This is a genomic window from Treponema brennaborense DSM 12168, from assembly GCF_000212415.1.
Classification (GTDB): Bacteria; Spirochaetota; Spirochaetia; order Treponematales; family Treponemataceae; genus Treponema_F; species Treponema_F brennaborense.
On record NC_015500.1, the window covers coordinates 12,221 to 34,293 of the forward strand.

The 22,073-nt window shown below is 51.5% G+C and carries 12 protein-coding genes and 1 pseudogene; 10 read left to right on the forward strand and 3 right to left on the reverse strand.

The window, feature by feature from the left end; all coding sequences use genetic code 11:
* Nucleotides 1-100 precede the first annotated feature (100 nt).
* From TREBR_RS00065 to TREBR_RS00080, 3 genes are all read left to right on the forward strand, one after another.
* Nucleotides 101-1,174, forward strand: coding sequence for an NlpC/P60 family protein (locus tag TREBR_RS00065; RefSeq protein WP_013757194.1), 1,074 nt, complete (start codon nucleotides 101-103; stop codon nucleotides 1,172-1,174).
* Nucleotides 1,171-2,376, forward strand: coding sequence for a YARHG domain-containing protein (locus TREBR_RS00070; protein ID WP_013757195.1), 1,206 nt, complete (start codon nucleotides 1,171-1,173; stop codon nucleotides 2,374-2,376). The genes TREBR_RS00065 and TREBR_RS00070 overlap by 4 nt, the downstream gene beginning before the upstream one ends.
* A 346-nt stretch (nucleotides 2,377-2,722) precedes the next feature.
* Complete coding sequence (locus TREBR_RS00080) at nucleotides 2,723-4,150, forward strand: OmpA family protein (protein WP_013757196.1); 1,428 nt, start codon at nucleotides 2,723-2,725, stop codon at nucleotides 4,148-4,150.
* A gap of 262 nt (nucleotides 4,151-4,412) precedes the next feature.
* Here the strand turns inward: TREBR_RS00080 and uxaC are convergent, their stop codons facing one another.
* The 3 genes from uxaC to TREBR_RS00095 are packed head-to-tail and all read right to left on the reverse strand — an operon-like array spanning nucleotide 4,413 to nucleotide 8,896.
* Nucleotides 4,413-5,819 (reverse strand): glucuronate isomerase, encoded by a 1,407-nt coding sequence (gene uxaC / locus TREBR_RS00085; RefSeq protein WP_013757197.1) that lies wholly within the window; start codon nucleotides 5,817-5,819, stop codon nucleotides 4,413-4,415.
* Nucleotides 5,816-7,387, reverse strand: a complete 1,572-nt coding sequence (locus TREBR_RS00090; protein WP_013757198.1) for a UxaA family hydrolase — start codon at nucleotides 7,385-7,387, stop codon at nucleotides 5,816-5,818. The genes uxaC and TREBR_RS00090 overlap by 4 nt, the downstream gene beginning before the upstream one ends.
* 30 nt (nucleotides 7,388-7,417) lie before the next feature.
* Nucleotides 7,418-8,896: a tagaturonate reductase gene (locus TREBR_RS00095; protein WP_013757199.1), complete on the reverse strand. Its 1,479-nt coding sequence runs from the start codon at nucleotides 8,894-8,896 to the stop codon at nucleotides 7,418-7,420.
* 178 nt (nucleotides 8,897-9,074) lie between these two features.
* Here TREBR_RS00095 and TREBR_RS00100 point away from each other — a divergent pair, with 178 nt between their 5' ends.
* The 7 genes and pseudogenes from TREBR_RS00100 (at nucleotide 9,075) to TREBR_RS00130 (ending at nucleotide 22,073) form a co-directional block, all read left to right on the forward strand.
* Nucleotides 9,075-12,413: a helix-turn-helix domain-containing protein gene (locus TREBR_RS00100; RefSeq protein ID WP_013757200.1), complete on the forward strand. Its 3,339-nt coding sequence runs from the start codon at nucleotides 9,075-9,077 to the stop codon at nucleotides 12,411-12,413.
* A gap of 167 nt (nucleotides 12,414-12,580) precedes the next feature.
* A complete protein-coding gene (locus TREBR_RS00105; RefSeq protein WP_013757201.1) occupies nucleotides 12,581-13,510 on the forward strand; it encodes an ABC transporter permease in 930 nt (309 codons plus the stop codon).
* Nucleotides 13,511-13,522: 12 nt separating this feature from the next.
* Nucleotides 13,523-14,425: a carbohydrate ABC transporter permease gene (locus tag TREBR_RS00110; protein WP_013757202.1), complete on the forward strand. Its 903-nt coding sequence runs from the start codon at nucleotides 13,523-13,525 to the stop codon at nucleotides 14,423-14,425.
* Nucleotides 14,426-14,510: 85 nt separating this feature from the next.
* Nucleotides 14,511-16,079, forward strand: coding sequence for an extracellular solute-binding protein (locus TREBR_RS00115; protein ID WP_013757203.1), 1,569 nt, complete (start codon nucleotides 14,511-14,513; stop codon nucleotides 16,077-16,079).
* 231 nt (nucleotides 16,080-16,310) lie between these two features.
* Nucleotides 16,311-18,111, forward strand: a pseudogene (locus TREBR_RS00120) (adenylate/guanylate cyclase domain-containing protein).
* Nucleotides 18,077-20,851, forward strand: coding sequence for a FecR domain-containing protein (locus TREBR_RS00125; protein WP_013757204.1), 2,775 nt, complete (start codon nucleotides 18,077-18,079; stop codon nucleotides 20,849-20,851). The pseudogene TREBR_RS00120 and the gene TREBR_RS00125 overlap by 35 nt, the downstream one beginning before the upstream one ends.
* Nucleotides 20,841-22,073 (forward strand): hypothetical protein, encoded by a 1,233-nt coding sequence (locus TREBR_RS00130; RefSeq protein ID WP_013757205.1) that lies wholly within the window; start codon nucleotides 20,841-20,843, stop codon nucleotides 22,071-22,073. The genes TREBR_RS00125 and TREBR_RS00130 overlap by 11 nt, the downstream gene beginning before the upstream one ends.

The following is a 22,073-nucleotide window of genomic DNA, read 5'->3' on the forward strand; positions in this document are numbered from 1 at the left end:
CGGCAGCAGCCGAATCTCCTATGCGGAAAGCGGAACCCCCGTCGAAATCGGAATACGGGGAGAAAGCAGCGCAACATCGTACGCCGGAGACGACCTGCTGTTGACACTGGAAGTTGAAAACCGAGGTAAAAAATACACGGTAAAAGCCGCAGAAAAAGACTATATCGCCATGTACGATAAGAAACTTTTGTGGAGAGCGAACCTGTACATAGACAAAGGCACGACCGACTGGAACAATGAACACCCCTGGGACAGCAGGAAGAAAACGCCAGTTGGACAGAAGATAGAATGGTGGGGAGAAAACGAATGGCAGGAAACGGGAGACGGAGGACAAATACCGATACACAGTTGGACCCGATGGAACGATAACAGGCAGGAGAGCAAAAGCGTAGCGTATGGGTGGGGGTGTTGGGACAGTGTGGAAGGTTTTAATAAAGAACTGAAAGCTCAATCTGCGCAAATGAAAGCATATCGGGAAGGAAGAGAAGAAAAGAATAAGAAATATAGAGAACTTGATACGAATTGGGATGAATCGCAGATGACAGCTCCGGGAGGGCAATGGGCAAATTATCTGTTTAAGGAAAGATCATCGAAAACGGATAAGCAGACAATCAGTACGAATACGGCAGACGTATCGGTACCGGGGTTGAGTACGTATTGGGACGAGAACAACCAATTTGTAGCCGGAAAACATGAATACGATACGAGCGGAATAGACTGTTCCGGGTTGGTACATCTGGCGGCGGTATACAGCGGGAACGGATATGAATTACCGAATAAGGCAAGTGAAAGTGCGGGAAAAACGGTGAATACTTCTGGCTTTGCCTCGGATATGTATACGCTACAGATAAGGGAAGGAGGGTGGACATTGACAGACAATGATGCGACGGAAGAACAAAAACAAGCAGATAGAGAAATCCTTTCCCATGCAGTACCCGGGGATATACTGGTTGTAGCCGATTCACACGTGGTAATTATCAATGATATCAGGCTCACACAGGAAAACGGCAAAGTGTTTGTCAAAAACTATGCAGATGTGGATGTGATACATTCGACAAGCGGGGGATTAAATGAACCGTATGGTTGGAATGTACAGACAGGAAGTTGGTTTGATTTAGGAACGGGGCAGAAAACAGCAAAGCATTTCTACGAATTAAGGAGGTTAAAAAAGTGAAAAAAGTTTATATAATATGTACACTTATTTTATGCCTAAATGTAGTATATTCACAGCAAATAGAGAAATTGGGAAATATAGCAGAAGTAACAGCTATTTCAGGTAAGGCGGGCGGAGCGGGCAGTCCCAATTTCATAACAGTGAATGAAAAAGAAGAAATAATTGAAGTAATGAATGAAAGTGATAATACAAAGTATACAGTAAAGGGGTTGCAAAAGAAAGGTAAAGCAAAATATGAATCATCATTTGATTTATATAGAGTAAAACTGCAAGAATACGAAATCGGAATGAGCGGTTATTTGGGAATAAAGAAGGGTGATAAAATTATTTTAAAACCTTTATATGCCAGTTCCGGTATCAGTTTTATCCTGAAGGAAGGGAATGGGTATATAGTATATTATGTGAACGATAAAGGGATACCGAGAGCAGTAGACACCGAAGGCCGGATATACGAGAATACGGAAGCGATAGCGTACTTAAAAGAATACGATGAGCAGAAGTATGAACAGAGCGTGCAGCGGGCAACAGAACTCGGTTTGGCAGACCGGTTCCGGAATAATGAAGTATTGGTATGGGGTCGGACATATTATTCGACAGTAGAAATATTACAAAAGTTCTGGAAGCCGGAGAAATATTTATATCCAAATTCAAGTAATGCAATACAATATGATTTGCAGGGAAACGGATATATGGAAAATTTCCGCTATAAAGGAGATGGGACAAATGTTACGATTGTATCGTCTGACGGAAAACAACTGAAAAAAATACAATTATTTGACAGTTCCAATGTTCTGCAACGGATAAAGATTACAGATGAAAGGTATTCCGCTAGTATGTACGTCGGGTTTGGAGGAAACATCTATTACTACATAGCCGGGGAAGAGTATACGGAAGTATTCCGTATACGGCGAACCTGGGGAGAACCTGACCTGTACGCCATGGCAATCAACGGATATACGGACGACAGTTACGGTAAGTATGTAGAAGAGACACTTGCAAAGCTGAGCAAAGCGGAACTGCGCCTGTTAAGAAACACAGTGTTTGCACTGTACGGATATACGTTCAAGAGTGAAGATTTGAAGAATCATTTTGATAAACAAGTGTGGTACACGGATGAAAGTAAAACGGCTTCGGATATGACGCTGCCCTTGCATCGGCAAAAACTGCTGGAACTGGTACAGGCAGAAGAAGCTAAGCGGTAGATAATATCGTTCTGCTTTTACCCCTACGGCACAGCTTACGCGTCAGGCGCGAGGGATAGGAGTACCGAAGTACCGGGAGGGCCGGTTTAGCGGACTTCCCGGTATGAGCCGCTGGGCGGCGAAGTACGGATAGCCCGTTTTGAAACGCACGGAAGATGCGTTTCAAACGCGCCCGAAAAGACCGGTACAAAGCGGCCCTGTCTGAAAAAATTCTTTATATAAAGTGATAAACGGAAGAATATATCGAAAAGAAACGGTATACTACATCCTTGGAGCATGCGCATTCAAACAATTTAACGGCCGGCAGCTCTGTATTGCTTCATATCATATTTTGGGGGATAGGTTTGTGAAATTTGAAAAGTTCTTTTTTTATATATTTGCAGCGTTTGCCCTGCTGTGCGTTTTGCCGATAATTGCGCAAACGGCGGACGACACGGCGCGGGTGGGAGAGACTTCCGTTCGGGCGGAGGAATCGATATCGCCGCTCGCCGCACCCGTCCGGCTTGCGTATACGTTTTCCGGAACGTATACGTTGGTGGAGCGTTCCGACTGGTCTCAGTATGTGAATGGTAAATACGTCGGTTTGACGAGCCGTGAAACGCGCGGTTATATGAATCCCGAAAAACGGACGGAAAGCGGAACGAAGTATAGCGGCCGTTTTTACGTAACGGAGCGGACGCTGCGCAACGCGGTACAGTCCGCGCGTGCTTTGGATGAAATTCAGGACGCGGCGTTTACCGTGCGGCCTGACGGCAGCGTTTTATTTGAAAAAGACAATCGCTATCCGCAACTGCGTAATTTTCCCGTGTTTCCCTCTGCCGCGGTAAAACCCGGCGACCGCTGGCAGTCCGAAGGGGAACGGATTGTAGATCCCAAAAACGATAAGCACTTTACGTGTCTGCCGATCGTCGTCGAATATGAATTTATCGGACAGGAAATTTACAACGGTAAGCCCGTGTACCGCATAAAAGCCCGCTTTGCAACGCGGCTGAACGCGTACAACCGGCCGCGCACTGCCGACGCCGAATTACGGACAGCGTCGGGAAGTCACGACGTCTCGGTTTTGGCGGACGCGGAAACGTGCGCGGTCATATTGATGATAGACAAACTCGACGAAACGTTTTCATACGCGGACGGCGGTACCGTTCGTTTTAGGGGAACGACTTCCTGGTTTACTGAAATGCCGGTGCGTGTTGAAAGCGGTGAATTGTACCGGCGGACGTCGCTCATAGCCGAAAAAGCCGTTCAAAAAGCGGACGGGCAGATTTCCGTGCCGATCGCTTCTCGCGACGATACGTTTGGTGGCAGTGGCGATGTTCCCGCCGGTAAGCAGACTCAGGCCGGTGGCGATGTTCCCGCCGGTAAGCAGACTCAGACCGGTGGCGGCGGTGTGAACACGGCGTCTTTGTTTGAAATAGAGGATACGCAGCAAGGCCTCCGGCTTTCCGTGCGCGATATCCGATTTCGGCCGGACAGCGCCGAAATTTTGAGTGAAGAGTCGTGGCGTCTGGACGCGATTGCGGACATGCTGCGGAGCGAACCGGATGCCGTGTATTTGGTGGAGGGACACACCGCTTCGGTGGGTAAACCGGAAGGTGAAAAAAAACTGTCCGTTGAACGTGCGCAGGCGGTCGTTGCGGCGCTGGTTTCACGGGGATTCAGGAAAGAGCAGTTCTTGTTTACCGGATACGGCGGAACCCGTTCCGTCGCCGATAACGGGACGGCAGCCGGCAGGGCCGAGAACCGCCGGGTAGAAATCACGATTCTGCGGTAACCACACCTGAAAAGGAAACCCCGTACCGGTGGAGAACGTTCCGGTACGGGGTATTTTTTTTAAATGGACAATAGATATATGCGATTATCTGAACCGAAACGCGGACGGTGAAGGAGGAGGAGTGTCCCGTCCCCGTTCCGTCGGAACGATGTATACGATACGTGCGTTTGTCCGAGCGGCTCGCGTTCAGTGGAAAGTTGCGCGCGTTTATCCGAGCGGCTCGCGTTCAGCGGAAAGTTGCGCGCGTCTATCCGAGCGGCCGTTATTTTCCGAAATAGGCGAGCGCGTTGGTAAAGGAAACGCCGGAAACGATCCCTTTCAGCGTGTCTTCATCGGCCGGATATTCGCCGTTTTCCACCCACGTACCGACGATATTGCACAGAATGCGGCGAAAGTATTCGTGGCGCGGATACGACAGAAAACTGCGGCTGTCGGTCAGCATACCGACGAACGCGCTGAGCATACCCAGATTTCCGAGTACTTTCATCTGCTGTTCCATACCGTCTTTGTGGTCGCAGAACCACCAGGCCGAACCGAGCTGGATTTTTCCGCGGATGCCGCCGCCCTGATAACAGCCGATCAGCGTGCCTAGCGGATAGTAATCTTTGGGATTGAGCGTGTACAGTACGGTTTTGGGGAGTCCGCCGGCGGATTCAATATAGTTCAGCAGGCCGGCGAGATTTTCGCTGACCTGATGGTCGTGAACCGCGTCGTAACCGGTGTCGGGGCCGAGTTTTTTGTACATGGCGCCGTTGTTGTCGCGAATGGCCGCGATGTGATACTGCATGACGATACCGCGTTTCGCGTAGGCTTCGGCCATACGGGCGAGCACGGCCGTTTTGTAGGTATCCGCGTCCGCCTTTGAAACCGGCTGGCCGCGCATCGCGTCGTGAAACGCCTTGTTCGCGTCGCCTTCAATGGCGAACGGTACGTAGTCGAGCGCGTGATCCGAAGCACGGCAGCCGTGCTGGATAAAAAAATCGAGACGGTTTACCAACGCGGCAACAACCGCGTCTACCGAATTGATAGCGACTCCGCTCGCTGCGGCAAGTTTTTCGATATAGTGCGCGAAATCCGGTTTTCCGATGTTGATCGCTTTGTCCGGACGGAACGACGGAAGGACTTTCGTGGAAATTTTGCCGATGGGAGCAGTTCCCGACGCGATCTGTTCGTGATATTCGAGCGTATCGATCGGATCGTCGGTAGTGCCGACGGCATAGACGTTCATTTTTTCAAAAATACCTTTTACGGAAAGTTCGTCGGTTGCGAGCAGTTCGTTCGCCTTTTTCCAGATTGCCGGCGCGCTTTTACGCGTCAGCGGTTCGTAAATACCGAAGTACCGTTGCAGTTCCAAATGCGTCCAGTGGTACAGCGGATTTCCGATCAGGTGTTCGACCGTTTCCGCCCAGGCCAAAAATTTATCGTACGGATCGGCGTCCCCGGTGATGTATTTTTCATCGATGCCGTACGTCCTCATCTGCCGCCATTTGTAATGATCGCCGCCGAGCCAGATTTCGGTAATATGTGCGAATTTCTTATTCGCGGCGATTTGGGCGGGTATCAGGTGGCAGTGAAAATCCCAAATGGGCTGATCGGCCGCGGCTTCGCGGAACAGTTTCCGCGCCGTTTCGGTTTCAAGCAGAAAATCCGCATCCATAAATCGTTTCATAACGTAACTCCTTCTTTGAATATGGCAATTTCCCGGTATCCGTTCGTTTCGTTTTTAGTACGGATTTTACCCGACGCAATATCGTATATCAGTTCGAGCAGTTCGTCGCGCACGGCGTCGGCGTTTCCGTCGAGCAGCGCGGCCGCGTCGAAATCGATCCAGCCCGGTTTGCCGGCGGCAAGCGGGTGATTCGTCGCAATCTTCACGGTGGGCACGGGCGCGCCCAGCGGCGTGCCGCGTCCGGTGGTAAACAGAATCAAATGCGCGCCCGCTGCGGTCATCGCGGTTGTGGAAACGATGTCGTTGCCCGGCCCTTCAAGCAGATTGAGCCCTTTTTTCGCGATTTGCTCACCGTACCGCAGTACGCCGCGTACGGGAGCTTTACCGCCTTTTTGGACGCAGCCGAGCGATTTGTCTTCAAGCGTGGTAATGCCGCCGGCTTTGTTTCCGGGCGACGGGTTTTCGTACACGACTTGTCCGTGGCGTACGTAATAATCTTTAAATCCGTTTATGAGCCGAACCGTTTCGTCAAAAACGGCGCGGTTTTCACAGCGATCCATGAGTATCCGTTCGGCACCGAACATTTCGGGAACTTCGGTCAGCATAACCGACGCGCCGACGGCACTCAATGCGTCGCACGCGCGCCCGACGAGCGCGTTCGCCGTAATACCGGAAAGACCGTCCGAACCGCCGCACTTCATACCGACGACCAGTTCGCTCGCCGGTACCGGTTCACGCTCGTATTGTCCGGCAAAGCGCGCCAGTTCCTTCAAGACTGCCTGTCCGTCGGCGATTTCGTCGGCGGATTCCTGCGCAATCAGGAATTTTACGCGATTTTCATCGTAATCGCCGATAGTCTGTTTGAATTGGGCAACCGTGTTGTTTTCACAGCCGAGACCGAGCACCAGTACGGCGCCCGCGTTGGGATGACGCACCAAATCCGCGAGGATCGTGCGCGTTTTTTCGTGATCTTCGCCCATTTGAGAGCAACCGTACGGATGCGTCCAGGCAAAGACGCCCTCGATGCCGCCGCGCTCGGCGGGCCCGGGCTTGCCGCCGCAGAATTCTCCGTTTCCCCATTGGGCGAGCGATTCGGCTATTTTGTTGACGCAGCCGACGGTGGGAACGATCCAGATTTCGTTTCTGATACCGATTTTACCGTCGGCACGCCGGTACGCGTTCACGGTCGGAACGTGCGCGCCGAGCGCCGCCGTATCCGCTTTCCAGGCAGCGGAAGCGGCACGGGCGCGTTCTTCGTCGTACGTGTACGCGGCCGATTCGGCAAGCAGCGTTTTTACATTGTGCGTGTGAACGTGATTTCCGGCGGCAATATCCCGGCTGGCGGCGCCAATCGGGTAGCCGTATTTTATGACGGGTTCGCCCGCGGCGATCGCTTTGAGCGCGAATTTATGACCGGCAGGAATATCGTCGGCGACTGTTACGGTGAGCGTTTCGCGGTCGTCCGCCGCCGCCGGAATCGTGACGACGGTTCCTTTTGCAAGCGGTACGAGCGCCACCGCAACGCTGTCGTGCGGATGTATGCGGATACAGTTTTTTGTAGAACTCATGGTCTTTCCTTTTGCGGCAGCGGCGGCCGCTTATGCGTTTACGAACGCGGTAAGCGCTTCTGTCATACCTTTTTCACGTATAACTGTTAAATATTCGGTAACAGATTGGGCGAATTCCGTATATTTCGTCAAATCTTCGGCCCACCATTCCGTATTTGACAGAACGGCGTCCGCAATCTCTTTTGCACAAGCGGTTTTCGCGTACAGATCTTCAAAAAACCGCAGTACCGATTCGTCGTCCTTAATCAGATAGGGCGTTCCGTTGCGCGTGCCGGTCATGGCGCGGTCTTTTACGTCTTTTCCGTTATAGAACGCGATAAGCGCTGCCAGGGAAAACGCAAGTGTTCGTGGAGTTTTACCGGTTTTGGCAATAAATCCGGTGACAGACGGCAGATCGCGTGTCTTGAACTTTGACGTTGAATTGAGCGTAATGTCCAGCAGCATGTGCCGGATGCACGGATTCGCAAAGCGTTCCAGCACGTCGGCAGCGTACGCGGTGAGCGCGTCTTTGTCGCCGTCCATGGACGGAATGATTTCTTCAAAGAGTCCTTTTTTGATGAACTTATAAACGGTTTCGTTTTTGAGACTCTGTTCGACGGTATCCAGTCCGAACTGGAACGCGGCGGGAACGAACATCGTGTGCGTACCGTTCAGAATGCGTACTTTGCGGGTGCGGTAGAACGTCATGTCGTTCGTCCAGACAACGTTCAGTCCGGCCTGTTCCAGCGGGAATTCCTTTTTGAGCGCTTCGATGTTTCCCTTCGTTTCGATTACCCACAAGTGAAAAATTTCGGCCGCGTCGAGCAGGTTGTCTTTATATCCGAGCTGTTCGCACAGCTGCTCCGCTTCGGTGCGCGGATAACCGGGAACGACGCGGTCTACGAGACTGCAGCAGAACGTACAGGCTTTTTCAAGCCAGGTGATGAACTCCCGTTCCAGCTGCCATTCTGTGCTGTATTTGAGAACGAGTTCGTACAGCTTTTCCCCGTTACGGTCGATCAGTTCGCAGGGAATGACGACGAGGCCTTTGGACAGGTCACCTTTGAACGCCTGATACCGGCGGTACAGGAACTGGGTTACTTTTGCCGGAAAAGACGCCGGAGGCTCGTCGTCGAGCTTACAGCCTTCCGCGTACGAAATGCCGGCTTCCGTCGTGTTCGATACGATAAAGCGCAGCTCCGCACTGGCGGCGTACGCAATGTAGCTGCCGAAATCTTCGTACGCGTTCAGGCAGCGGCTGACCGAAGTAACGACGCGCATATCGCACACCTGTTTACCGTCCTGAATCCCGCGCAGAACGGTGGTGTACAGTCCCTTTTGGTCGTTGATCATAGCGGCCATGCCGCCGGCAAGCGGCTGCACCAGTACGACGTTTCCGTTGAATCCGCTTTTTTCATTCGCAATATCGATTTGCCAGTCGACGAATGCGCGCAGAAAATTTCCTTCTCCAAACTGGAGCACTTTTTCAGGGCGCGCGACTGTCTGTTTTACTTCATGTATAGCTTTCATTATGTAAGCCTCCTGAGAAACATACTAGTGCAATAATGCGAACGGAGGTATTGCGCTTAATGCCGAATTTTTGTATAAAAACGACATATAATCTCCGTTTTTAAAACATTGTTTCAAAATTATAGCTTGTCAATTTTGAACTGTCAAGGTAAACTGATAAGAGCAGGAGGTATCGTTTATGAAAAATACTGCAAAACGGATCGGGCTGACACTTGCCACCGTACACACCGGATCTTCGCTGAAATTGTGGACGGAACTTGCCGGTGAAGCCGAGTCGAGCGGAAATCCGTTTTTCGTGTTTTCCGGCGGCCGGCTCAATTCGCGCAGGGATTCCGAATATCTGCGCAACGGCGTCTACGCTCTTGCCAATAAGGAAAATCTGGACGGTCTGATAAGCTGGAGTTCCTCCATCGGCGGATTCGTATCTATAGAAGAAATCATTCAATTTCATCACCGGCTGGAACCGCTTCCGTTCGTAACGATCGGGCAGAAAATAGACGGACACGCGTTCGCCAATTTTGACGCGTATACGGGAATGAAAAATCTGACGCTCCATTTTATCCGCGAGCACGGAGCCGAGCGCCTGGCGTTTATCCGCGGACCCGAAAATCACATGTCCGCCGCGGAACGGTTTACCGGCTTTTGCGACGCGGTAACGGAAAGCGGACTTACGCTCGACGACACGCTGATAACGTCTCCGTTTCCCTGGGGAATGGGAGAAAGCGCGGCGGCGCAGCTTTTTGCCGAACGCAGGCTGATTCCGGGAAAAGATTTCGACACGCTGATCGGTTCCAGCGACATGCTGGTTTTTGCAGCCGTCAGGTATTTCGAGCGGCAGGGATTTTCCGTGCCGCAGCATTTCCGTACGGGCGGATTCAACGATTCGGCGGAAAGCCTCATCGCTTCATGCCCGTTTTCCACGGTGCACATGCCGTATACGGATCTGGCGCGGACGGCGTACCGGATGATTACGTCCGTGCTTGAAAATCCTGCGGCGCCTATTTCCGATGAAAAAATCGAAGCGCCGGTTATTATCCGCGAATCGTGCGGATGCAACCGAAGCGAACCGTTCATATTCCGCGCGGACGCGCCGGATATGCAGGGACATGAGGCTGATATGCAGGAACCTGCGCCGGAGGCGCGGTGTTACGCGCCAAAAGGCCCGGAACACGCGTCGTATTCCGTGCAGACGCTCGCATCGCGTATCTGCGCTTTAATAACTTCGTCGCATCCGATACTGCCGGGACTGATTGAAAAAGCCGTCGCCGCGTTCTCCCAAAAAGCGCGGGTACAATGTGAAGCGCTTTTGGATCAGATATTGTTCTATTATTTGAAAAGCGACGGCGATCTTTCCGTTTTGCCGGCGATCGGCGATTTAATTCGGCGGGCAAAACTCGTACCGGAATCGTATTTTATGGAAATGCACGAATATATGCTTTTTTCCATTCCGAAAATTCAGAACCGCATCTTTTCCGCAAAAAAATACGAATCCATGCAGCTGATTGATATCCTGAATCGGCTCAAATGCGAACTTCTGCGCGCACACTCCCGTAAAGAACTGCTTTCCATTTTGAAGGAGCTGCTGCCGCAAATCGGCGTACACACGATGTCGATCGTATTGTATGAAGACGACGATTTATCTTCTTATATGGGCGGATTCGCTCCCGACGGCAGACCCGAATCCTGGACCGGTTCCGGCTATTGCCGCACCGTTTCCCAGTTGCACGAGTCGCCGGACGTGTTTCCGTCTCAGTTGCTGTTTCCGCCGGATATCGGCCGGTACTATAAGGAAGGCTGTTTTATGGTGCAGCCGCTGTTCATTGAAAATCAGCCGATCGGGTATCTGCTGACGAATATCGCGTTTTACGACGGCGGCGTGTACGAAGATCTGCGTGCGGCAATCAGCAGTGCGCTTCAGGGTATTTTCCTGTTCGAGCAGACGGCGAAGGCCAGGCAGATAGCCGAATCGGCGGAATTTGCAAAGACGGAATTTTTTGCGAACGTGGGAAGCGGGCTGTGCGATCCGCTGAACGAAATCGAAGATAAACTCGATCAGATAGGACTTACGCTTGCGGCTCACCCGGAAGCGACGGATATAATCGGCGAACAGCTGCTGTTCATAAAAGCGCAAGTGGCAGCGCAGTTGCGGGAAATGTCCGTGCTGGTCGATTTGACGCGTTCGCAGGTGAACGATCTGCCGATGGACAAAACGCTCGTATACGTACCGGATATTCTGCCGGAAGACGTCAAGCCCGCGACGGACGTTCCGTATCCGCTGATATTCGGCGACAGGGAACAGATAGAAAAAGCGCTGCGCGTCATTGCGGAAAAGAGCGCGGCGCCGGTGCAGATTTGCGCCGAGGCGTCGGGCTTGTCGCTGCGTTTTACGTACGCCGACGATTCGGTGTTCGGCGATTGGTCGTATCCGGTGTATCTGCTGGCGGAAAAAATCATCGCGCTGCATTTCGGCCGGGTGATTAAAAGCGGCGCGGCGTGTACCGTCGTGTTTCCGTATCCGAATCTTGCCGGGCTTCCGCCGCTTAAAATGCATGAAAGTCCCGAATGCGTGTGTACGGTTTCCGATTTCACCGCCGCGCCGCGCGTGCTGCCGGATTTGAGCGCGTATCCGTTCGACTCGGAAGTGGTGCCGGGCGCGGAGGAGGTGCGGCCGTTCCTGCTCGCCCTGCTGCCGGATGCGACGCCGATGCAGAATTGGGTGCGGCTGTACAGTCTGCGTAACGACGCGAACGTATTCCGCGCGCCCGTCGCGTGTTACGGAAAAGAATTCGCCGGAAAATCGTTTATGGAAGTGCTTGAAAGCAAAATCCGGACGGAAAAAATAGAACCGATTCTGTTCATCGGTACGGCCAAAACGCGCTATCCGCTGTGGGCCACGGACGTGAACAGCATATCGATCGGTTCGATAAACGAACTCGACCGCATTCTGGCAGAAATTACGCCCGCGCTGATCGTTTTTGAAAACGCCGAAGAAGCGGATATAAAACGGATCAGGCAGATATCCAAAACGGTTCTGACGCCGATTGCGGTGCTGCCCGATTCCATCGAATCGGAAGAAACGGTAAAAATGCTGTGTGCGTACCCAAAAATCATTTTGTGCAACCAAGGCGCGGCCGAATCGGAACAATTTGCAAAGCGTGTTCACGATATCCTCGCCGGAATCGAAATCCTGCCGCCGCATACGGGCGCGCTGGTCAAAAACGCCATACTGTATTTGAACCGGCACGCCGCGTCCCAGATAGTCCGATGGAAGCTTGCCGACGCGGTGTGCGTCAGTGAGGATTATCTGACGCGCATTTTCCATAAGGAGATCGGACTTTCCCTGTGGGAATACTTGAATCGGTACCGGATTCATCTGGCGACGAAAATGCTTTTGGAAACGAACGCGACGATTTACGAAATCGCGGAGAAAACCGGGTTTCAGGATCAGGCGTATTTTTGCCGCGTGTTCAAAAAGATATACGGAATTCCGCCGGGAAAAATCCGAACCAAACAATAACGCGCGCCGCCGAAGCGGCTGCGGCATCCGTTTAGTGCGCCGCCGAAGCGGCTGTGCCGTCCAGCGGCGTTCGCCGAGCGAAAAAGTATGCCGTAATGTCGGAATTGTCCAATAATTTACATGCATTTTACCGTGGAAATGCGGTAATCTGAATATGAGGTTAGGTTATGGACAAACAAATTGCTGCACCGAAACGGAATTTGAAAAAAGACATTCAAAGACATCTTTCGGTTTACGCGTTGCTGATCATTCCGGTCGTGTACTACATTATTTTCAAATATTTTCCGATTTGGAACGGTCAGATTGCGTTTAAGGATTTTTCTCCCCTCGACGGCGTGTGGGGCAGTAAATGGGTCGGATTCAAGAATTTCGTAGATTTCTTCAATTCGTTTTATTTTTGGGAACTGCTGAGAAACACCGTTTTTTACAGTTTCGGTAAGCTGCTTATCTCCGTACCTTTGTCGATCATTCTTGCAGTGACGCTGTACGAATGCACCCGCCCGATCCTGCGCAAAGTGGTTCAGACGCTGACGTATCTGCCGCACTTTTTGTCCTGGGTTATCATGTACGGTATTTTGCTCGTTCTGTTGGCCCCCGGCGACGGTATCCTCAACGATATTATCAAGTTTTTCGGCGGACAGCCGGTTGATTTCCTGACGAACACGCACTCGTTTCCTTGGATTGTAATCCTTTCCGACGCGTGGAAGGAAATGGGTTGGTCGGCGATCATCTTTATCGCCGCGCTGATGGCGATCGATCCGTCCCTGTTTGAAGCGGCCATGGTGGAAGGCGCGACTGCCGTCCAGCGCGTTTGGTACATCACGCTGCCTTCGATCCGTCCGGTTATCGTAACGGTCGTATTGCTTCGGTTGGGTACGATTCTGGACGCAGGTTTTAACCAGATGTTCATGTTGTATTCGATTCCGGTATACAGCGTTGCGGATATCATCGACACGTGGGTGTACCGGCAGGGTCTGCTCGAGTTCCAGTTCGCGCTCGCAACCGCAGTCGGTATTTTTAAGGGTATTATCGGTATGACACTGATTTACGTGTCCAACAAATTGGTTGCCCGTATTTCTGATTCATCATTATTCTAAGGCGGTGTGAAAATGGCAAAAACAAAAGAATCGGCGATATCCGTTCGGCTGGGAACTGCCGATAAAATATTCTATTTCGGATTGGACGCCTTTTTGGTTCTGATATTCGTCGTCGTTGCGATCCCGCTGTGGAGTACGATAACGACGTCATTCCGGCCCAATCACTTTTTGGGTACGAATCTGGAAGCGATGTTCCTTGCGCCGTGGAAATGGTCTACCGCCGCGTACAAGGCGCTGCTGGGCAACGACGGATTTTTGCTGGCGTTCGCCAACAGTCTGAAAATCCTCGTCGGCGGTGTTATTACCGCACTGTTCCTGACCATTCCGATGGCATATTGTCTGTCGATCAAAACGCTGCCCGGACGCAAGTTCCTGAACGTGTTCGTTCTGATTCCGTATCTGTTCAACATCGGTATGATTCCGACGTACTTGGTCATTACGGGTATGGGGCTTACGAATCACCTTTCGGCGATTTTTCTGCCGGGTGCGCTTTCAACGTACAATTGTCTGATCATGAAAGGCTTTTTTGAAGGTATTCCCGATGAATTGAAGGAATCCGCCCGTATCGACGGATGCGCCGAATGGAAAGTACTTTTGATGATCATTCTGCCGCTTTCCAAGCCGATCATCATGACGATCGGTTTGTATTACGGCGTTTCGTTCTGGAACGACTTCTTTCACGCGATGCTGTATTTGAACGACAACAATTTGAACCCGCTGCCGATTCTGCTCCGCAATATCCTGATGGCGAGCGGCATGAACGAGTTCGTTGAAGTGAACGCGTTCGGCGAGGCTTCGGTTCAGGCTATCAAAGCGGCGTCCGTATTCATGTCCGCCATTCCGATGGTCATTGCGTATCCGTTTATCCAGAAATATTTTACCAAAGGAACCATGCTCGGTTCCGTCAAGGGTTAATATCGGGTGTAGCGTGCGGGGCCGATTTCAAATACGGTTCCGCGCTGAAATATCACGTTGCGTTTCATAATCTTAAGGAGGAACAATGAAACAGCTTGTTAAAGTTATTGCCGTACTGCTGATGTGCGGACTTATGCTGCCCGTTTTTGCAAACGGAACGAAAGATTCCGGTGCAAACGGCCCTGTTACGATCGAATTGTGGTACGGCGCTGCCGTTACCGAAGCCGGACCGCCTCCCGCCGATTGGGCTGGATTTCAGATCATTAAAGACAAACTCGGAATCGAGCTGAAACTGACCGCGCTTCCGTCGAACGAATCCGATCAGGACGTTAAAGTCAACGCCGCGGGCGCTGCGAACAGTCTGCCCGACTTGTTCATGGTTCGCCGCGAAACGTATCCCAACTTGGTAAAGAACGGCCTGCTCGCGCCGGTTGACGAAATGTACGCGATGATGCCCGATCGTACGTCAAAACTGTACGACGAAGATTCTCGGACGTTTACGACGATCAACGGAAAATCCTACGCGCTTGCACAGCCCGGCGCCATCGCCAAAAACGAAGGCGTGCTGATCCGCAAAGACTGGCTTGACAAATTGGGACTTACAGTTCCCGTTACGCTTGAAGATTATCTGAACGTCATGAAAGCGTTCACGTTCAACGACCCCGACGGAAACGGCAAAGACGATACGTACGGTTTCGGTGCGTTCCTTGAAATCAACACGCTGGAAGAAGGCCTCGGCCGCCGGTTCAACCCGTTCTTCGGTGCGTTCGGCGTTCCCGGTACCTGGTCGATGAAAGCGTCGGATGCCGGACTGAATGTCCGCAAAGCCGGTTATTACGACGCGATGGTGTACATCAAGAGAATGATCGATGAAAAAGTGATCGACCCGAACTGGCTGGCGTATAAGAAAGACGATTTCCGCGCCGCTTGGAAACAGGGAAAATTCGGCATCATGCGCGAGCAGAACGCCGCGTTCGCTTCCGAATCGAACTACGCACCGTTCGACAAAAACTTCCCGAACGGCGAATGGATCGTAATCGATCCGCCGGCGAACACGAACGGTCAGAAATCGGTCGGTAACTATACCGTCGGCTACCGTATGTACGCGGTTTCCGCAAAAGCGGCGAAAGCGGGAAAAATGCCCGCCATCGCAAAACTGCTTGAATGGATGTCTTCGGACGAAGGTTACTATCTGCTCGGATGGGGCGTTGAAGGCGTCAACTATATCAAAGGTGCGGACGGCGTTCCGACGATAGAAGGCCTTGCCGATCCGGCGAAAGCGTTCTCCAAACCCGAAATGCAGCCGCTGACCCAGCTGCGCAACATGGTATACTATAACAGCGACATCGAACTTGCCGCGCGCTATCCCACTTACAAGGCCCCCACGTCCGGTAAGGAAATGAGTGCGCTGAAAGTTCTGCGCCAGATGCAGTCGAAGCCGTGGACGGCCACCATTTCTGCGGATACGCTGCCGAACCCGAACGCCGACCTGAAACGTTTCTACGAACAGGGCGTCGTCGAGTTCCTGACCGGCAAACGCACGCTGACCAAAGCGAATTGGGACGCCTGGGTTGCCGAATTCGACAAAATGGGCGGTAAAGCATGGGAAGATTCCGGTATCGCTTACGCGAAGGAAAACAACCTGCTCAAATAGTCCGTTTATACGCGGGCGGCTCGCTTACACAGCACGTTTTACGCCGCCCGTTTTACCGGTCTTTCAATTACCCGAGGGGCTGTCCGAGAAGTCGTTTCATACGCTTCTTGGACAGCCTTTTTTTGTAAACGCAAAAAAGATCGGAAAACTGCGATTTTATTTTCTATAATTATCAATATTCCTTGACATAATTTTTTTATGTGTTAGAATTTCAAAAAAGGAGATTCCTTGATGAATAAAAGTAAAAAGTTTGATGATTTTAAAGTGAAATATCCTATCGGGGTAAAGCTTGTAATCATGATTACTGCGATTGTGCTGGTTTCGTTAGGTACAATCACGGCGATTGTGAGTTATTTCGTTACACAGGACGTGCGAATAACCGCCGAGGACAACAATCTTACAATAAATTCGCGTTCTGCAAGCACGGCGGAAAGCGAGTTTCAGACGGTGCGCTCCAACGTTTTTCAGCTGCTTGATTTGGTGAACGCGGCCGGAAGCTTTGCATCGCTTTCCAAACAGGCCGAGGTCTTTTTCTTCGAGCGAAACCAGCAGATTGCGTCCATCGCGCTGCTGTCGGAAAACAGCCTGAAAACGCCGTCGCTTTCCGATTTGCGGATGACTAACATAAAATTTTTCATTTCAAACGAATTGGACAGCGAGATTGTGAACGATTTCGTCCGGTCGAACGCGGAGGCCGTGGCAAGGTCTTGCGGCGGGGAAATTCTTGCGCTGAACGCCGCCCCTGTTTTCGGACTTCCGGTAGTTGCGCTTTTGTATCCGTGGAAGGAAAGCGGGCGCAGCCAGACTTGCATGATTCTTTTTTCAAGCGAATTTCAGCAAAATGCCGCTTATCGAACAGATGCGCAAAAACAACGACGAAAACAGGCAAATCATCTTCAATGACGCGGACGGCAAAAAATATTTCGGCGCATACCAGAAACTTTCCGTGGGAGATATCGGCGTTCTCACCACCGCACCTTATGATGTGATTCTTGAAGGAGTGCGGCGCACAACGCGGAACAATTTGTATCTGACAATCATAGTTTTGTGCATTTCCACTATAATAATCCTTTTTTATTCGCGCTCGTTGTCCAAGCCGCTCAAAATTCTTACGCTCGCTTCGGAGCAGATAGAGGACGGAAATTACGAGATAAATTTGAAGCCGAAAAGCCACGACGAAATCGGTGTGCTTACGCAGAGCTTTGTGAAGATGGGCAAAGGGCTTGCCGAACGCGAACGCTTAAAAGACACTTTCGGGCGATTTACGAACAGAGAAGTGGCGGAGCGCGCGGCGCGCGGTGAAATAACGATTGGCGGCGAGCGCAAAAACTGCACGATTTTTTTCAGCGACATACGCGGGTTTACTGCCATAAGCGACAAACTTTCCCCTGAAGAAGTGGTCGGCTTTTTAAATGTGTACATGGGACGCATGGTGGAATGCGTTGTTGCCGAAGGCGGCACGGTGGACAAATTCGAGGGCGACGCAATCATGGCGGTTTGGGGCGCGCCGCTGAATTCAGGTGATCCGAAAAACGAAGCCCGGCGGTGCGTTAGGGCAGCCCTGCGCATGAGGCACAGCCTTATGGAATTCAACGAAGATCGCGGTGGCGACAAAAAACCGATCATCAAAATCGGCTGCGGCATAAACAGCGGCCCGGTGATTGCGGGGCAGATCGGTTCAAAGCAGAAAATGGAATACACCGTCATCGGAGACGCGGTGAACTTTGCGTCAAGGACGGAAGCACTTAACAAGCCGCTTGGAACGGATATCCTCATCACGGAAAACACGTGGGAACTGGTAAAAGACGAAGTTCTGGTGGAAGAAATGCCTTCTGTAACGGTTAAAGGCAAGGAAGGAGCTTGCCGAATGTTTGCAGTTATAAACATGATTGGCTGCACGGACATTCCGGGCTGCGGAGACGACGGTCCAAAAACGATGGACGAAATCCGCGGAAAGCTCGGCATTCCAACCCCCGATTATAAAAAGGTAAATCTTGATGAAGAAGAACAAAAATACGACATTCAAAAATAACCGGCTTTCCTTTTTGTTCGTATTCGTCAATTTAGTCTGTTTCGCTGCCGCCTGTTTGAACGGCTTTTTGTTTCTCAAGAGCTTCAATCAGGCTTTGTTCAGACTGGGCGAAACGCCGATCGCCACAATCACGTTCAAGTACAAAACCGCCCAGCGTAAATTCATGGACAGAGTTGTGTGGGACAGGCTGCGCCAAAGTTCTTCGGTGTACAACGGCGACACAATCAGAACCGCGCCGCTTTCGGAAGCCACAATCTGGTTTTCCGATGGCAACGTCATGCAGCTTTATGAAAACACGATGGCGCAGGTTTTTCTGCGCGACGACGGACTGAACGCGGTTTTGGACGAGGGTGGCGTTTCGGTGGATTCTTCATCGGGTGAAAATGGCGTGAAACTTCTGACCGGCGGCGTTTCGGTGCAGATCGAATCCGGCTCTACGATGAACGCGGCGGCTTCGGCGGATAACATTTCGCTGCAAGTAACTTCCGGCACAGCCGTTTTGTCCGACTCGAAGGGCGCCCGGCAGGCGGTTTCTGCCGGCGATGCGTTGAACGTTTCATCTGCCGGCGAAACTTCAGCAGCTCCGGCTTTGTCCGTCGTTTCGCCAAGCCCCAATGTCAAAATTTTAAAGCACGGCGCGGAACCTGCGGTGCAGGAATTCGTTTGGAAGCTGCACAACACGCCTGAGCATACTGAAGTTCTGCTTGAGATTTCTTCCGTCCACACGTTCGAGACGATAGAAAAAAGCGTTTCCGTTACGGATGCGGGAAGCGTTTCCGTGGAACTGAACGACGGCGTATGGTACTGGCGCATGACTGCCCCCCCCCATACCGGGGAAAGTAAAAACGGAAAGATTACCGTAATAAAATCCTTGCCGCCAACCCTCATTGCGCCGGTGGTGGACTACACTTACAGCTACCGCACGCAAAAGCCGCCGGTGCGGTTTTTGTGGACGGAAAGCGCGTTCGCCACATCGTACAAGTTCGTAATCGCCGACAACAAGGAACTGAAAAATCCTGTGGTCGAGCAGATGTCGGCGCTTCCGTCGAGCATCGTGTCCTCTTTGGGCGCGGGCAAATGGTATTGGCAGGTAACGCCGTACTACACGATCAACAGAATCGGGCTGAAATCTCCGTCCTCAGTGAATTCTTTTACAATAAAGCAGCGCGCCGACTTTCCGCCGCCGACGCCGCTTCGCCCTCCGGAAAACGGTTTTGTAAATACGAAAAACGGCGCTTCGGCAGGATTTTCCTGGAAGTCCGAGGAAGAGGCCGCCGGGTACAAGCTGTTTATTTCCGGCAATGAAGATTTAAGCGCGCCGGCCGTAAAAGTCGACGTGGGCGACAATTACTATATTTCTGAAAACACGGTGAAATTGCTGAGCAACGGCAAATGGTATTGGGGCGTGGCGCAGGTGGACACGGAGGGAAACGTTTCGCAAGTTTCAAAAGCGCGCGCCTTCCTTGCCGTTGACGGCGACATGATTCAGCGGACGGTCTTTCCGCCCGACGGATACGCCGTAGATTCAGGGCGAGTGCAGGACGTACGCTTTACGTGGAAAACGAACATTCCGTTCGACACGCGAATACAGATTTCCGGGAACGCGGATTTTACACACAACGTTTACGATAATGTTTTGAAAGCCACCGCGTTGAGCGGCCAGAATTTTGCCGAGGGAACCTACTACTGGCGGATAATTGCGGACACCGATTTGATGCAGCTTTCTTCCACGGTAAAAACGTTTTCCGTTTTGGGTTCGCTCCAAGCCCCCGTCTGCCAAAGTCCGGCAGACAAGACGCGCGCCGTAATCAGACCGGAAACACCTTACGAGTTCCAATGGTCGGAAGTTTCCGGCGCGGGATATTACAAAGTGCAGCTTTTCAAGGACGGCGCAGAAACTCCGGTGTACGAGCGCGGATTTATAGACGGCACTTCAATTAAAATCGACATGGCGGCAATGGACGAGGGTGCGTACCGTTGGACAGTGCAGTCGTTCGCCGCAGAAACGGAAATGTCTTCAAGGCGGACCGGTTTGCTCGGCGAAAGCGTTTTTCAGATGAAAAAATTGAAGCCGGTTACGCTCGTGTCGCCTGCACATAAAACTCAGTTTGACGGCGTTCAGGCCATCCTCAATCCGGAAAAAGCCGTTTGGAATTCCGTTGAAGCTACGAAGCTTTCCGAATTCATTTTGACACGCATTGACGGCAAAGAAGAACGAACCGTGATGAGCATAAAAAATCCGGATAAGACAATACAGCTTGACCGCCTGCATTCCGGCGACTACCGTTGGACGGTGACCGCCGAAACTTACGACGACCTCGACGTTTCCGCAGTGAAAGATTTTGAGTTTACGGTTCTGCCCGTAACGCCGCTGCCCGCTGCGGTCTTGCAGACTCCGGCCGACAGGACGGTTTACAACGCCGAGTACATAAGGCAGTCCCGGAAAATCGAATTTACTTGGACGGCGGTAAAAAATGCGAGCGACTATATTTTCAGGATAGCGGACTCAGCCGGAAACGGGCTTTTGGAGCACAGGATAAACGCCGGCACGGCGTACACGCTTGAAGACCTGGCCGTCCTTGACCGCGGTACGTTCACTTGGTCGGTGGAAGCCGAGAGGAGAATGCAGGACGACACGATATTGCAGGAGGGAATTCCCGTGCAGGCGAAATTCACCGTGGATTTGCCGAAGCTGGACAAGCCGCTTTTGAACGACGTGGGAAAACTCTATGGGAAATAAAAAATCATGCTTTGCAATTGTTTTCCTCATCTCCCTGACGATAGCTTTTTCAGAGGAAATTTCCGAGCCGAAAAATTATTATATCCGTGCGAACGATGACGGCAACGAAGAAATCGTGCAGCGGCTCAGCTGGCAGCCGGTGAAAGACATTCTCCGCTATGAAGTGCAGATTGAAAAGAAACTCTCGGACGACGCCGCCGCAAAAAATCAGAAATCGAAAAAACAGTCTGAAAACGAAATCACGGAAGACGGTTTTGAAATCTTGCCGGTTGTAAAAACCGAAGAAAGTTTCGTGGAGATAACGCTTTCCTCCGGCAGTTACCGTTACAACCTGACAGTCTACAATTTGCTCGACAAACCTGAAATCATATCGGACTGGTATTACTTTGACGTTATAAAAGCGTACCAGCCGGAAGTGAATTCCATTAGCCCGTCGACGGTTTATCTTGATGAACAAAACGACGGCGTGTTTTACGCTTCGGGGAAAAACCTTTTGGAAGAAAGCATGTATTCCCTGCAAAAAATGAACCGCGACAAGGATTCTTATACCGCGGATATAAAAGAACATGACGACGGCAATAAAAAAGTTTCGCTTCAATTCGATATCAAAAAGCTGGACGTCGGGACTTACGATCTGGCGGTTATGAATCCCGGCGGACTTTCCGCCGGCGCGGGCCCCGTTAAAATCAAATACAAAAAAGTAACGGACTTTGACGTTTCGCTCGGTTACGCTTGCCCGATGATTTTGTACGATCGGACGCTTCCTGATTACATGGGAAAAAACCTTTGGCCGGTGAGCGCCGCCGCGCGGGCTTCGTTCATGTTTTCAAAACACAGATACGGATATTTCGGTTTGGGCGTGAGCGCATTCGCCGCAAGGATGGACGCGGAATACGACACCTATTCGATAGAGGGAAACTTTCTTTGCGCCAACGCGAATTTCGTCTATCAGCTGCCGCTTTTCAAAAGGCGTTTTGTGCTTGAACTTCACGGCGGCGCGGGTGCGGCATATTTTTGCAACTACGCGTTTCATTTCCAAAACAACATAAACAGCGAACCTTTGAACAGCGTCGTGCTTTCTGCCGACGCAGCCTTGGCTGCACAGATATATTTTACCAAACGTTTGTACGCGGATATCTGTGCGGAGTATATTATGGCGTTCGTACCCGATATGCAGTTGGGTATGTTTGTTCCCTCCGTTTCAATAGGATGGCAGTTCTGA